Raw genomic sequence first — 14,371 nt, 5'->3', positions numbered from 1 at the left:
TAGCTTCACTATAACAACTTTACTATCAAAAAACAAGTAAATGAGTTTAGTTATCTTGATTGATTTAATAATGAATTAATTTCCTTATTATTTAACCGGCGATATTCACCTGGTCGTAGTCCTTGAAGCGTCAAATCACCATAACGTTCACGTTTTAATTTTTGAACTGGTAAACCAACTGCTGCTAACATATTTTTTACTTGATGATTACGACCTTCGTGAATTGTTAATTCCACAATACTTGTACCAGCAACTTTATCAGTTGAAAGAATTTCAAAACGGGCTGGAGCTGTTTTCTTTCCTTCGATTCTTACGCCTCTAGTCAATGGCATCAATACTCGTTTTTCAGCATATCCTTTAACTTTTGCCACATAAACTTTATCGATTTCGTGTTTAGGATGGGCCAAACGTTGAGAAAAATCGCCATCATTAGTTAACAATAATATACCCGATGTATCATAGTCCAAACGGCCTACAGGATAAATTCTTTCCGGAACGGCTGCAAAATAATCTGTGACGACTTTCCGCTTCTTATCATCTGAAACAGCCGAGATGACTCCCCGGGGTTTATAAAATAAATAATAAACTGGTTCTTCTTGATAAATCGGCACACCGTCTACTTCAACGATATCTTTTTTTCCAACTTTAGTTCCTAATTCTCTAATGACCTCACCATTGACGCTGACACGCCCACTCGTGATATAATCTTCTGCTTTGCGGCGTGATGCAATACCGGCATGAGCAATAATTTTTTGTAATCTTTCCATTTATACTTCATCCTCTTCTTTGAAACGATCATAAAACAAATCCAATGGTTCTTCATCGTCTGCCAGATCTTCTTCCATCATTTGTACATCAGGTAATTCCTTGATATCTTTTAACCCAAAATAATCCATAAAATAATCGCTTGTACCGTATAAAATAGCACGACCCGGACCTTCTACTCGTCCTTGTTCTTCGATCAATTGGCGAGCAACTAACGTCTGAACTGCCCCACTTGATTGAACACCTCGTAATTCATCGACTTCAGATCGCGTGATCGGTTGTTTGTAGGCAATGATCGATAGTGTCTCTAACGCAGCTTGGCTCAAACGATTAGCCATCGGCGAACGCGCAAAATCTTTTAATAGCGGAGCAAATCTTTTCTTTGTACTTAATACAAAGTGATTGCCCACTTCTAAAATGGTCAGTGCAGATGCTTTATCATTTTCATAACGCTCTTTTAACTTTTGGATGCTATCGTAAAGTTCTGAAGTCGCAGAGTCTAATGTAAATGATAATTCTTCTAAGCTCAATCCTTCATCACCAACAACAAAAAGCATGGCTTCGATTTGACTCATTTGGTTCATGGGGTAACTCCTTTAAAAATTAAAATTGGTGCATAGGTCTCTGACTGACTAGCGATTGCATGACCTTTTTTCATTAATTCTAACAACGCCATAAACGTTGTGATCATTTCATCTTTAGTATAATGCGTAAACATTGATTCTAAAGTTAAACTTTCATTTTCAGCTAAATCAGCCAAGCGCTGCTGGATCTCTGTTACTTTTTGATCGATAGTGATTGATTCCGAAGCGACCGTTGTAGTGATCGGTTCTAAATCTTTTTTGCGTTTTAAAACATCATGTAGCGCCAAAAATAAATCAATCGTATTCAATTGATCTTTAGGTAAGGGTAAAATCTCTTCTTCATAATCACTGAGATCCATTGGAGCTTTCGTATAATATTGGCTGCGTTCTTGTTCTTTTTCAGATAAGACAGTCGCTGCATATTTATACTTGCGATATTCTAACAATTGCTGCACTAATGCATCACGAGGATCTTCTCCCTCGTCTTCCTCATAATCAAATTCTAACTCCTGTTTTGGTAATAACATCTGACTTTTGATCGACATCAATGTCGCTGCCATAACGATGTATTCCCCGGCAACTTCTAGTTCTAACGTTTTCATTGCATGAATATAATCCATATACTGTTCTGTTACCCCAGCGATCGGGATGTCATAAATGTCTATCTCCAATTGCTGGATCAGATGCAATAGCAAATCTAATGGACCTTCAAAAACATCTAATTTTAAATTAATGGCTTCCATATTATCCTCGTTTACGCTCTTGCCATTTTGCTAAAAACATTGACGTAGCAGGAGTGCCAATGATTTGCTCTTCCGGATAAAGTTCTTGGAGCTCATCCATCATTTTCAAGCTGATCCCTTCTCCACGATAAGATGGATTTAAACTAATATCGTGCAAAATAAGTTCGTCGCCTTCTAGTTGACTGATACCAATGACTCCTTGGACATTATCAGAAGTTTCATCATAGTAACAAAATAATTGGTACCGTTCATCTTCCTCATATGTATCAATCTCTTTTAATAAATGTTTTTGATCTTTTAAACCGTCATGAAAGCCTAATAGCCCCATAGCAATTTTTCGTTGATTTTTTCGATATTTAGTAAGCACTTTTTCTCCTCCTGTTAAGCACGCGGGAAAAATTCTTTATACACTTCGGTCATCCTGCGTTTCGTGATGTGTGTATAAATTTGGGTCGTTGAGATATCCGCATGACCTAATAGCTCTTGGACTGTTCGTAAATCAGCCCCGTTTTCTAATAAATGGGTCGCAAAACTATGGCGTAATGTATGTGGTGTGACATCTTTTGTGATCTCAGCTTTAATTACATACTGTTTTAAGTTTTTCCATATTCCTTGACGGCTCATTCCATGCCCATGGTTGTTCACAAATACATGGATTTCATTTGGTGTTTTTTTAGTTAATAAGGGTCGAACTTCTGAAAGGTAACGTTCAATCCAATGAATCGCATAATCACCTAAAGGTACGATTCGTTCTTTATCCCCTTTACCGATTGTTTGCAACAGACCCATTTCTAAATGAATATCTCCCAGCTTCAAGCCAATCAATTCACTTACCCGTAATCCTGTGGCATACATCACTTCTAAAATCGCGCGGTCGCGAATCCCTAGATCAGTCGTTGTATCAGGTGCCGCAATCAAACGTTCCACTTCTGCCAAAGAAAGTGTCTGCGGTAATTTTTGCGCTTTTTTAGGACTATCGATGTGTTGCATTGGATCATGATCAGTATAACGTTCTTGACGTAAAAATTGATGAAAACGTCGTAAACTAGAAATCATTCGCGTGATCGTTGTGGTTGCCTTGCCAGCCTCTGTTAGACTCGCCAAAAAAGCAACGACTACGTAACGATCTACGGCAGTCCATTCAGTTATTCCTTGCTCTTTTAAAAACTGTAAGTATTGAAGCAAGTCGCGTTGATAACTAGTTCGAGTATTTTCGGAAAGACCTCGCTCAATCGATAAAAAATGCAAATATTCCGTAATTTGTTCTTCCATGCTTTCACCACTTTCGCTTTATCATAACAAAAAGCCCCTTGAAATGATAGCACGTATCTTTGCAAGGGACTACAAATTTAATTATGAATTAATCGATTTATTAAAAGCTTTATGCTCTATTTTTTTGTTGACAGCTTTGGCAAATCCCGTGAAAGGTCAAGCGATGGTCTTTTACTGCAAAATGATAACGTGATTCCACGATTCGTTCAACATCTCCCAGCAAGTCTTCTTCGATTTCTTCGATATTGCCGCACTCCAAACAAAGCAAGTGGTGGTGGAAATGCTCTGCACCCTCTTTGCGTAAGTCATAGCGTGCCAAGCCATCATCAAAACTGATTTTGTTAACGATCCGCAATTCTGTCAAAATTTCTAGTGTTCGATAAACAGTCGCTAAACCAATTTCTGGACTTTTTTTCTTCACGAGAAAATAGATTTCTTCTGCTGATAAATGATCTTTTTCATTTTCTAATAAAACGAGCACCGTTGCTTCACGTTGAGGAGTCAACTTGAAACCAGAATCATGGAGCTGTTTTTTCGTTTTTTGTAAGGCTAAAACTGCGTTCAAGAGAATTCTCCTTTATCTACATTATAATAATTATAAATAAGAAACCAAATAAACGTCTCTTTCTTAGAATTATTATAGTTTAAGCTTGAGAGTTATGCAAGGTTATTCTCAATTAGCTTTTTAACTTGATTTCTCCCTCAGTTTGGCTAATCAATTTTTCTTTCAATAAATGACCGATCGCACGTTTGAATTGGCCTTTGCTGATACCAAAGGCTTCTTTGATTTCTTCAGGAGCAGATTTATCCCAATAGGGTAAAGAGTGTGTTGCATTTCGTTGCAGCATGGTCAAAATCATCGCCGCATCATCATTGATCATCTCATAATTCCGTGGTTTTAACGACATGTTTAAAACGCCATCAGGGCGAACCCCAATAACACGTGCTTCGACTACTTCACCCAAACGAGGTTCTTTATAGCGTTCAGATGGATGAACAAAACCAATATAAAAATCATCAGTGATCAGATAAGATCCGGCAACTTTCAAACGATAAATCGTTCCGTTTTTATTTTCATTTTGCATTTCAGCCGAACCAGATCGACTTAATGAATGGAAAATCGCTTCATCTGCTAAAACACCCCACATACGATCCTTTTCATCTACTCGTAAGCTGATCATTAAACGATCGCCTTTTTTAGGCCATAATTCTTTCATGCTAGGCATTTCATCTAAAGATACCACCATATCTTTGTCAGGCAATCCGATATTAACGAATGCCCCTAAGTCACGGCGAACGTCAGTTACTTCACCAAAAGCAAAATGTCCGATCCGTACTTGAGGGATTACCGTAGTTATAACTGCTTCTTTCTTTTGATTGACATAGGCAAATCCTTCGATACTCTCGCCAATCTCATGTTCGCCTTCCGTTTTTGCTAATCGAAAAGTAACACCATTTTTTTGTACTAAATACATTGTTTCATTTTCATCAATAATCAAACCAGTAATAACTTGACCTAATAGCTCGTTCATAATTTTTGCTCCTTACTTATATTAAAGACAAAGTGTCTCGTGATTTTATTTAACATATAACATTCTCTAGCAGACCAATGCAAGCAGTAAAGCTGGAAAGAAGTATTCTTCCCAGCTAAATGTCATTGATTTAATTAGGACCATTTCCTTTGAACCAACCCGTTTTACAGTTGATCGTCACCAAATACATTGGCAAATCGGAATCTGAATAGCCCTTAGTCAAAGCTGCACGATTAGAAGTAGCATAAAGATTATAATAACCTTCACCATTTTCTATCTTGACAGGAACTAAGCTGTAACCACCTTCAACAATGTATCCTCGTGAAATACACGTTTGGATCACTTGCTCTTTTACACCCGCAGCCCAAGTGTAAGCAGAACTGCTTGTATCCCCGGCGGCACTGGTATTCGCCGCTTTTTGAGCGGCCTTATCTTGCTCGGATTTTTCTTTAGCAGCCTTTTCAGCTGCAGCTTTTTCTTCAGCCGCTTTCTTTTCTTTATCTTTCAATGTTTGATCTACTCTAGCTAATTCCTCTATTTGAGTCTTGACCAGCTGTTGATTAGCGACTGCTTTTACTGCATTATTAGCAGTATTGTATTGATCACGTGTCACTGAATCAATCATTTTTCCATCTTTTAATAAACTAGCAGTCCCTTTTTTAGCAGCTTCTACTTTTGTATATTGGTCCTTAGCATTAGTGATTGCTTGCGCCATTAGTCCATCAAACTCTTTATCTCCTGTATCAACTGTTAAATCAACAGGATCTGCTGTTTTCAATAAAGGTTTCTCAACCATTTTATCGCCATCGATTGCAGCACTAGTGAATAATTGGTTGACTGCTTGCTCAGCTTTCTGTTTAGCTACCAATTCATCATACTCTTTTTTCAAATCATCATAACGATCATTACTTTTATAGCCAGCTAATTCTTCATCAATTTTTGCGGCATTTAAATCTAATTTGTCTGCTGCAAGATAGATTTTTTTATCCGTAGTATAGTAATCATTGATACTTTTTTCGATCGTATCCAATGACTCATTATCCTTCTTGATTGTTGCGATCCGTTGCGCTTCTACTTTCTTCTCATGTTGGTAATAATAACCCCCACCTAAGCCTAAAACAATAACAGCTGCTAATGTAATGAATAATCTCTTACGATTTTTCTTTGGTTTTTCTTCAGGTGGTTGAGTATTTGAAGGTGGGGCTTCTTGATCAGCTGTAGTTTCTACAACTGGTTCATCAGCAGATACTTCTTCGCTTTTGTTAGATATTACCGGTTCAATAATAGCTTCTTCCGGCTCATTTATTGCATTTGGTTCAGTATCAGTTTCTTCTGATCGACTTTCGACTATCGGTTCAACTACTACTTTTTCTGATTCATTTGTCGCCTCATCTTCTTCAAGTGGGACAGAAACTTCTGATTCAAACTCAGGATCGACAATTAATGGATTTGGTTCAGTCTGTTCAGAGCTAAAGTCAGGCTCTTCGATTAATTCTTCAGACTCTTCAGAATCGACTTTGGATTCATTAACAACTTCTGATTGCTCTTCCTTCAAGGATTCTTCTGTAGAAGTCACGTTATCAGATTCAATAATTAAATCTGGTACCTCTGGTTCATTCGGCTCTTCAGAAAGCTCGTTCGACTTTTCAGATTGATCACTTTCTTCTACTGATGAGTGTTCTTCCTCAGCCTTTGCCTCTTCGATTGCCTCAGAAAGTAAAGAATCATCCTCAGGATCAGCGCCTTCTTTATGTTGACGAATATACTGTGCCAAAATTGGATTCATTTCTAGCGCTTCTTCCGGTTCATGCTTTGGATCTTCGCGCTCAGAATCCGCTTCTTTCATTTTGTCCTCATTTTCTTTAAACATTTGTTGGACAGATTCGATCGGCATATTCGCCAATTTAGACCACTCAATAGTATCATTTAAATCATCGTCTTTTTTAATTTTATCTTCTTCATTTAACTGTAGTGAAAAGCCACACTTCGGACAAGTCGTGCATCCTTCGACTGGTTCAAAACCACAGTTAGGGCATTTTTGCAATGAAATCGGCTCCTTTTTTTCAATCTTATGCTTTAATCTATCATATGTCACGAGATGTTCCAAGCAGTTTTCGGTTGAATTAATCAAAAATAAGAAAATCCTTTTTGAACAAATTGTTTGATTTATAATTACGACAAATAAAAAACTCCTTGAGTTGCCTCAAGGAGTTCAACGATGTTTATTCTAAAAAGTCTTTCAATTGTTTCGAACGAGAAGGATGGCGTAATTTACGCAATGCCTTCGCTTCAATTTGGCGAATACGTTCACGGGTAACACCGAATACACGGCCTACTTCTTCTAGCGTACGTGTTCGACCATCATCTAATCCAAAACGTAAACGTAAAACATTTTCTTCACGATCTGTTAAAGTATCTAATACATCTTCTAGTTGTTCTTTCAACATTTCAGATGCTGCATGTTCTGCTGGACTGGTTGCTTCCTGGTCTTCGATAAAATCACCTAAATGAGAATCATCTTCCTCACCGATTGGTGTTTCCAATGAAACTGGTTCTTGAGCAATCTTAAGGATTTCACGCACTTTTTCAGTCGGAAGATCCATTTCAGCACCGATTTCTTCGGGTGTTGGTTCGCGTCCTAAGTCTTGTAATAATTGACGTTGCACACGAATCAATTTATTGATTGTTTCGACCATATGAACAGGGATACGGATCGTACGCGCTTGGTCAGCAATTGCACGAGTAATCGCTTGACGAATCCACCATGTTGCATACGTTGAGAATTTGAATCCTTTGCGATAATCAAATTTTTCAACAGCTTTCATCAAGCCCATATTTCCTTCTTGGATTAAATCAAGGAATTGCATTCCACGTCCCACATAACGTTTCGCAATACTTACTACTAAACGTAGGTTAGCTTCTGCTAAACGTTGTTTTGCTTCTTGATCTCCTTGTTCAATCAATAATGCAAGTTCAACCTCTTCTTGTGCCGTCAAAAGAGACACACGACCGATTTCTTTTAAGTACATACGAACTGGGTCATTGATTTTAACGCCAGTTGGGGCTGATAAATCTTCTTTTTGTGCTTCTTTTGCCGTTTTTTCATTTTGTTTCAAACTAGCTTTAGAAGGTTCACCATTTTCATCGACAACACTGATTCCAGCATCTTCGATTTTTTGAATCAAGTCATCCATTGCTTCAGCACCTAATGAGTACGGTGTTGCTAAACGGTTCGTCAATTCATCATAGACTACCTGTCCCAAAGGTTTTTTCTCTTTGATAAAGGCTGCTAATTTTTTTTGATATTCTTTGTCATTTTTTACATCTGCCATAAAATAAATGCCCCTTTCACTTCTAGGCTTGTTTCAAGCGTTTCGTCAATTCGATAATCTGAATCGTCAACTCCAGTTCTCGTTGTTGGTTCCCGCTTTTCCTGGCCTCAAGCTGCTCTTTTTGTCGTTGTTTGATTTCTTCAGCAATGCCAGATTGGGAAATAACCCGCATCAAGTCATAGATTTCGCGTTCATTACTATCTTCTGACATGGATATTATAGAGATGTCGATGACTAACTGCTTCATCTCTTCCTCTTTTAAATAGTTCAGGAAGTCTGCCAAAATAAAATTTCCATGAACCATCATATAACTATCTAGATAAAGAAGCAATTCCTGATACTGATCGTGAATAAATTGAAATTCCGATTGAACCAACTGTTCGCGCACCGAATTCTCGTTCATGCAACGATAAATCAGCATCCGTTCTGCTTTTTCTTCTTTAGTTAATACACGTTTATTAGATTGGATCGGTGAAGGTGCTATAGCAACTTGTTGTTGCCTTCGCTCTGTTCGTTGCGTTTGACGCGCCATTTGCAATTGTTGCTTCAAACTCTCACGAGAGAGATGAAATTCAGCTGCAAGCTGACCCAAATACATATCCTGTTCGACCGGCGATTGGACTTTTGCTAAATCTTGCATCACCGCTTCTAAATAATTCAAGCGATCCGATTCATTTTCCAAATTCAGTCCTTTTTTACGATAATACATTTTGAATGCAAAAGGCGTTTGACGTCCATGGTGAATCAAATTCTGTAATTCCGTGATTCCATATTTACGTAAGTATTCATCCGGATCTAACTTTTCAGGAATCGTCACCGTTGAAAGATTCAACCGACTGTGCGTACTTAAAAGCGTCAAAGCTCGATCAGTCGCTGCTTGTCCGGGATCATCACCATCATAAGCAATTACTACTTGACCCGTGATTCGCTCAATCGCTGAGATCTGCTGTTCCGTCAAACTGGTCCCCATCGATGCTAATCCAATTTTTATATCCGCTTGCCATGCTGCTAATACATCCATGAATCCTTCAAATAAAATCGCTTCACCTTGTTTTCGGATTTCATTGCGCGCCTTGTCGAAATTAAATAAAACTTGACGTTTATTGAACAATTCCGTTTCAGGCGAATTCAGGTACTTAGGCTGATCATCGCCAGGATAGTCTTTCGTCTTTAATAAACGACCAGAAAAACCAATTGGCTTTCCTCTGAAATCATTTAAAGGAAACATTACTCGTTGATAGAAACGATCACTAAAGCTCCCATTATCGCGACGAATGAACAATCCGCTTCGTTCCATTAAATCAGCATTGACTTTATCTTGCTGAGCTACTTGAACTAAAAAATCTCGTTGATTAGGTGCAAAACCGATCTTGAACTCGTTAATCAACTCATCAGTTAATCCACGCTCATGCAAATAATCCAATGCTTCTTCACCGACTTTAGTATTCATCAAGATATGATGATACAAATCCCGCGTACGTTCATGCAAACCAATCAATTGTTGCTGTCCAGTAGATGTTTGGCTGATTGGTTCAGTTGCAATATCAATAGCCAAAGGAATCTGCTCAATGTCGGCAACTTTTTTTACTGCCTCAGGAAAAGTAATACCTTCTAGCTCTTGTAGAAATGTATAGACATTCCCACCTTTGCCGCAACCGAAACAGTGAAAAATTTGTTTGTCTTCAGCAACTGAAAACGACGGTGTCTTTTCTTCATGGAATGGACATAATCCCAAATAATTTTTCCCTGATTTTTTCAATTGGACGTATTGCCCAATCACTTCAACGATATTCGTTTTTTCACGAACCTCATCGATCACTTGTTGGGGGATTCTTTGTGCCAAAAAATATCACCCTGATTTCCATAAAATATGATAAAAGACCTAAAAAATCGCCCTAATTCATCTTCCGATCAGCGCGATTGTTTTAGACAAACTTATACATGTACCATTTTAGCATACTTCCTTATTATTACAAGTTTTCCGCTTGTTATTTTAACTCTTTTGAAACCTTTCATACCATGTGATGAACTGCTTATTGGTTTGGACGAGTTCTGCATAAAACATATTTCCTCCATCACGGTATAAATACCCGCCATTATACAGAACTGATTGCCATTTCATATACCGATAAGTTTCTTGCTGATCATTGCCAAAACCAGGAGATAATACATCTCTTGAGTATTCTTCCGCCAATTCGACACTATTCTTGCCACCATTGTCTTTAACAAAATCAATATACTTCGTTCCAAAATTATAGGCTTGAATCGCAGTGGCTAGATCACACCCAGCAGCGCTGGCTAACTTATAACTTTGAGCGAAATGTTCTACACCAATCTCAATACTCTCTTTTTGGCTATCAATTTGGCCGCGACTACCATAGGCGCTCTCAGAACTTTGCATCAAGTCAGTGCCTTTTCCTTTTGACTCCGTGTACATAATCCCTAAAATGACATCTGTGTATTTGCCTACACCAGCTTCATCTGCCGCCTGTTGGACTTCACTACGATAGCTAGTAACGGTTTTGACACTTTTATATGTCCGAACTGCAAAAAATCCTCCAACAAAAATAACAATGACAACACCCAGAGTTATAATGAATTTTATTATTTTACCAATTAATTTCAACATATGACTTATCCAACCATCTTCTTATTTTCTTTATTTATACTACTAGAAGTTATTAGGGTTTTAAAAGTAAAAAATGATAGCTTTATATTAAATTAATCATTCTATTATGCTCCCTTGTTCTTATAACTAAATTAATGTTCAAGAAGGAAAAAAATCGGTATACTTAAATCTGGAAGGTGATAACAGAATGTCTGAAAAAAGAATCGCTCGGATGAGCGACGGATCAGAAATTTATTATGAAAAGTACGGTAGTGGGCCTGCACTATTCTTGCTACATGGTAACGGCGGAAGCGGAAGGTATTTTTCAAAACAAATCAATAGTTTTAGTAAACATTTCAATGTTTATGTAGTAGACAGTCGCGGACATGGACGCTCGACCAACACACAAAAAGAAACTAGTTTTCAAATTATGGCTCATGACTTGGCAACAATTATGGAACAAGAAAAAATTGTCTGTGCAGATTTATTAGGATTTAGCGACGGCGCCAATTTGGCTATGGTTTTCGCACATCTCTATCCAGAAAAAGTGGATCATTTAGTTCTGAATGCGGGGAATACTATACCTAGTGGAGTTCGCTTTATCCCCCATGTACTTAGTTACTTGCAATACGGGATTGTTTGGGTGGGCGCATTCGTAGATAAAGGCATGCGGAATTTTTTACCTATTTTACGATTGCTTTTTCGTGACATCGGCTTATCGACAGAAAATCTGAATAGTATTAAAGCACCCACTCTGGTTATCGTGGGCAAGCATGATTCAATCAAAACAAGGCATTCAATGTATTTGGCTCGCGCTATCCCAAATGCTAGTTTCGCGATTGTTTCAGGACAAGGTCATATGTTTGCACGGCGGAATCCAAAACGCTTTAATCAAGAAGTTCTACAGTTTTTATTGGAAAAGGAGTGATTCGATGGAAAGAATTGTTGAATGGGTTAAGAATCATCTAAGTAAATTAAAAATGATTTTTTTGATTTCTGTTATTGTTATTGTTATTTTCGAATTATCAAATATTGCTAAGACTATTTCATTTGATCAGCTTTCAGATATTTTTAGTCGTATAAGCATCAAAAATATTTTACTGATGGCATTGATTGGGTTAGTCTCAGTGACACCAATGATCGGTTATGATTTTACGTTGAATCATATTTTGGAACAAAAACCTAAAAAATTGTATGTATTTGAGACCAGTTGGTTTGTAAATACTTTAAACAACATTGCTGGTTTTGGGGGTGTCGTTAGCGCTGGATTGCGTTCCGAATTTTATGGAAAACAGACTTCTGGAAAAAAAGTCATTCAAGCCCTATCTAAAATTTTAGTATTCACGATGTCCGGATTATCTATTTATGCATTGCTCTCATTTTTCCTTGTGATCTTTGATGACCATAATGAATACTTGCGACAATATTGGATTTGGCTGATCGCTGGTGGTTTATATTTCCCGATTATCTTTTGTTTAAGCCTTTTTGGAAAAGGCGAATACTTAGGTGACCTTAAAAGTTCTCACCGATTACAACTAATTGGATATTCTTTTCTAGAATGGACCGGTGTCTTAGTTAGTTTTATTTCAACGGGTTTATTGATGGGCGTATCTGTCAGCGTTCGTGATGTAGTGCCATTGTTTATTGCTGCGACAGTGATCGGAATTGTCTCGATGATTCCGGGAGAACTGGGTAGTTTTGATCTGATGATGATCCTTGGTTTGTCTGCCTTAGGGACTCCGCGAGAAACGGTCATTGCTTGGATTTTATTATTCCGATTATTCTACTATTTACTGCCTTTCGCAATCGGCTTGATCTTTTTCTTTAAAAACATCAGCTCAACGATTAATGATCGTTACAAAGGTATCCCGCTAAGTCTGTTAAAAGAAGTCGCCCACAAACTGGAAAGCTTCTTGCTTTATTTCACTGGTATCATGCTGGTCCTATCTGCGACGATTCCAGAGGCTTTTGTTCGAGTACCTTTCTTACAACATTTAAATCCGATTCATTCCCGCGTGATCGTTGTTTTCCCGGCTATTCTTTTAGGTTTCTTATTGATGGTCTTGGGACGCGGCGTTGCCGCTCGAGTCAAACGAGCTTATATCCCTACGATTGTGATTGTAGCTGCAACGTTTTTATATTCTATGTTGGCCGGATTTAGAATATCGAGTGGTATCTTCTTAGCTCTAGTTTTGATTTTTGTCATTTTTTCTAAAAACGAACTATTCCGTGAACAACTCGTTTACTCTGCCGAATGGCTAACGATCGATGGCATCATTATGGGTAGTTTAGCGATCCTTTATATCATCATCGGTGTATACAATAGTCCAAAGATTCACCATCGCCATAGATTACCAGATTTCTTTTTGTTCCCTAGCGAACAGATTTGGGTGGTTGGTTTTATTGCTATTTTTATTGGCGCCTTCTTTGTTCTTTTATTGATTTGGTTCTTAAAAAACAAACGAGTACAGCTTGGTGAAAAACTCGACGAGAAGCGCGTTCAGCATATTTTAGCAACTTATGGCGGCAACGCAGATAGCCAATTGGTTTTCTTAAATGACAAAAAAGTTTTCTATTACAACGATGGCGAAGACGATACAGTCTTTTTCCAATTATCGACCTTCAATAATAAAGTCTTGATCATGGGCGATCCTTCAGGGAAAGCGGCTGATTTCGAAGCGGCAACCGAAGAATTGATTGAACAAGCTGATCGTTATAATTATTTACCAGTCTTTTATGAGAACAGTGAAGAAATGGTCATGATCCTTCATGAATTTGGCTATGACTTTATCAAATTTGGCGAACGAGCCCATGTCTTCTTGCCAGACTTTACTATGAGCGGCAAAAAGATGAAAGGCCAACGAGCAAGTTTCAATAAAGTACTAAAAGAAGGCTATCAATTTGATGTCTTAAAACCTCCTTTTTCAACCGAAACCATGCAAAATCTTCGATCAATTTCTGATGAATGGTTAGATGGAAGAAAAGAAAAAGGCTTTTCTCTAGGTTTCTTTTCTGAGGACTATTTGCAGCGAGCACCGATTGCTGTGATAAAAAATGCGGAACATGAAATCGTTGCGTTTGCCAATTTCATGCCCACGTATACAGACAATCTTGGAACGATCGATTTGATGCGGCACAACCCAGAAAAAGCACCTGGTGGCACGATGGACTTCTTATTCATAAATCTATTCCAATATATGCGCGATGAAATGGGCATCGAATATTTCGATTTAGGGATGGCCCCATTAGCGAATGTCGGTACTTCACGTAAAAGTTTTACGCAAGAAAGAATTGCCTATTTAGTTTATAACTTCGGTTCACGCTTTTACTCTTTCGGCGGTTTGAAAGAATACAAAGACAAATATGCGAATAAATGGTTGCCAGAATACGTTCTCTATTCACGTGATAGTTGGATTGGGTATGTGATGATTGCTTTATTGATTACCGATAACGCACCCGTACAAGGTGAGAAAAAATATCGTGGCATTCATCGTTTCATCTTCAAAACTTAATAGGCAAAAAATCCCTTACCAAA

Annotated in this window: 13 protein-coding genes; 2 read left to right on the top strand and 11 right to left on the bottom strand. The window is 37.9% G+C overall.

Features of this window, described 5'->3' with window-relative positions; translation table 11 throughout:
• Positions 1–50: 50 nt before the first annotated feature.
• The 11 genes from ACQKTA_RS02030 to ACQKTA_RS01980 form a co-directional block, all read right to left on the bottom strand.
• Positions 51–767 carry a pseudouridine synthase gene (locus tag ACQKTA_RS02030; RefSeq protein WP_332581020.1) on the bottom strand — a complete coding sequence of 239 codons (717 nt, stop codon included), beginning with the start codon at positions 765–767 and terminating at the stop codon, positions 51–53.
• Positions 768–1,349, bottom strand: coding sequence for an SMC-Scp complex subunit ScpB (scpB, locus tag ACQKTA_RS02025; protein WP_332581021.1), 582 nt, complete (start codon positions 1,347–1,349; stop codon positions 768–770). It lies immediately after the preceding gene.
• Positions 1,346–2,092, bottom strand: a complete 747-nt coding sequence (locus tag ACQKTA_RS02020) for a segregation/condensation protein A (protein ID WP_427813995.1) — start codon at positions 2,090–2,092, stop codon at positions 1,346–1,348. The genes scpB and ACQKTA_RS02020 overlap by 4 nt, the downstream gene beginning before the upstream one ends.
• A gap of 1 nt (position 2,093) precedes the next feature.
• Complete coding sequence (locus tag ACQKTA_RS02015) at positions 2,094–2,459, bottom strand: GNAT family N-acetyltransferase (protein WP_427813994.1); 366 nt, start codon at positions 2,457–2,459, stop codon at positions 2,094–2,096.
• A gap of 14 nt (positions 2,460–2,473) precedes the next feature.
• A complete protein-coding gene (gene xerD / locus ACQKTA_RS02010) occupies positions 2,474–3,364 on the bottom strand; it encodes a site-specific tyrosine recombinase XerD (RefSeq protein WP_332581024.1) in 891 nt (296 codons plus the stop codon).
• 109 nt (positions 3,365–3,473) lie between these two features.
• Positions 3,474–3,929 (bottom strand): Fur family transcriptional regulator, encoded by a 456-nt coding sequence (locus ACQKTA_RS02005; RefSeq protein WP_332581025.1) that lies wholly within the window; start codon positions 3,927–3,929, stop codon positions 3,474–3,476.
• A gap of 112 nt (positions 3,930–4,041) precedes the next feature.
• The gene (locus ACQKTA_RS02000; protein ID WP_332581026.1) at positions 4,042–4,896 is read right to left on the bottom strand and encodes a CvfB family protein; all 855 of its coding nucleotides are present in this window, start codon (positions 4,894–4,896) and stop codon (positions 4,042–4,044) included.
• A 130-nt stretch (positions 4,897–5,026) separates the two neighbouring features.
• Positions 5,027–6,940 (bottom strand): cell division site-positioning protein MapZ family protein, encoded by a 1,914-nt coding sequence (locus ACQKTA_RS01995; RefSeq protein WP_427813993.1) that lies wholly within the window; start codon positions 6,938–6,940, stop codon positions 5,027–5,029.
• Between the two features lie 178 nt (positions 6,941–7,118).
• A complete protein-coding gene (gene rpoD, locus ACQKTA_RS01990) occupies positions 7,119–8,228 on the bottom strand; it encodes an RNA polymerase sigma factor RpoD (protein ID WP_407857092.1) in 1,110 nt (369 codons plus the stop codon).
• Positions 8,229–8,250: 22 nt separating this feature from the next.
• Positions 8,251–10,071 (bottom strand): DNA primase, encoded by a 1,821-nt coding sequence (dnaG, locus tag ACQKTA_RS01985; protein WP_407856073.1) that lies wholly within the window; start codon positions 10,069–10,071, stop codon positions 8,251–8,253.
• 150 nt (positions 10,072–10,221) lie between these two features.
• Positions 10,222–10,857 (bottom strand): lysozyme family protein, encoded by a 636-nt coding sequence (locus ACQKTA_RS01980; protein WP_427813992.1) that lies wholly within the window; start codon positions 10,855–10,857, stop codon positions 10,222–10,224.
• Between the two features lie 187 nt (positions 10,858–11,044).
• On the opposite strand from ACQKTA_RS01980, the gene ACQKTA_RS01975 reads away from it, so the two are divergent.
• A complete protein-coding gene (locus ACQKTA_RS01975; protein WP_427813991.1) occupies positions 11,045–11,764 on the top strand; it encodes an alpha/beta fold hydrolase in 720 nt (239 codons plus the stop codon).
• A 4-nt stretch (positions 11,765–11,768) separates the two neighbouring features.
• Positions 11,769–14,348: a bifunctional lysylphosphatidylglycerol flippase/synthetase MprF gene (mprF, locus tag ACQKTA_RS01970; RefSeq protein WP_427813990.1), complete on the top strand. Its 2,580-nt coding sequence runs from the start codon at positions 11,769–11,771 to the stop codon at positions 14,346–14,348.
• The last annotated feature ends 23 nt before the right edge of the window (positions 14,349–14,371 follow it).

It is taken from the genome of Enterococcus sp. 22-H-5-01 (assembly GCF_050310005.1).
Taxonomy (GTDB): Bacteria; Bacillota; Bacilli; order Lactobacillales; family Enterococcaceae; genus Enterococcus_A; species Enterococcus_A hailinensis.
The sequence above is the reverse complement of the archived record's forward strand: the minus strand, read 5'-3'. Positions and strand labels throughout refer to the sequence as shown.

What these genes read in the sequence shown, in the direction of transcription:
- ACQKTA_RS02030 (WP_332581020.1), bottom strand. Translation starts at nt 767, where the DNA reads ATGGAAAGATTACAAAAAATTATTGCTCATGCCGGTATTGCATCACGC.
- xerD (WP_332581024.1), bottom strand. Translation starts at nt 3,364, where the DNA reads ATGGAAGAACAAATTACGGAATATTTGCATTTTTTATCGATTGAGCGA.
- ACQKTA_RS02000 (WP_332581026.1), bottom strand. Translation starts at nt 4,896, where the DNA reads ATGAACGAGCTATTAGGTCAAGTTATTACTGGTTTGATTATTGATGAA.
- mprF (WP_427813990.1), top strand. Translation starts at nt 11,769, where the DNA reads ATGGAAAGAATTGTTGAATGGGTTAAGAATCATCTAAGTAAATTAAAA.
- rpoD (WP_407857092.1), bottom strand. Translation starts at nt 8,228, where the DNA reads ATGGCAGATGTAAAAAATGACAAAGAATATCAAAAAAAATTAGCAGCC.
- ACQKTA_RS01975 (WP_427813991.1), top strand. Translation starts at nt 11,045, where the DNA reads ATGTCTGAAAAAAGAATCGCTCGGATGAGCGACGGATCAGAAATTTAT.
- scpB (WP_332581021.1), bottom strand. Translation starts at nt 1,349, where the DNA reads ATGAACCAAATGAGTCAAATCGAAGCCATGCTTTTTGTTGTTGGTGAT.
- ACQKTA_RS02020 (WP_427813995.1), bottom strand. Translation starts at nt 2,092, where the DNA reads ATGGAAGCCATTAATTTAAAATTAGATGTTTTTGAAGGTCCATTAGAT.
- ACQKTA_RS01980 (WP_427813992.1), bottom strand. Translation starts at nt 10,857, where the DNA reads ATGTTGAAATTAATTGGTAAAATAATAAAATTCATTATAACTCTGGGT.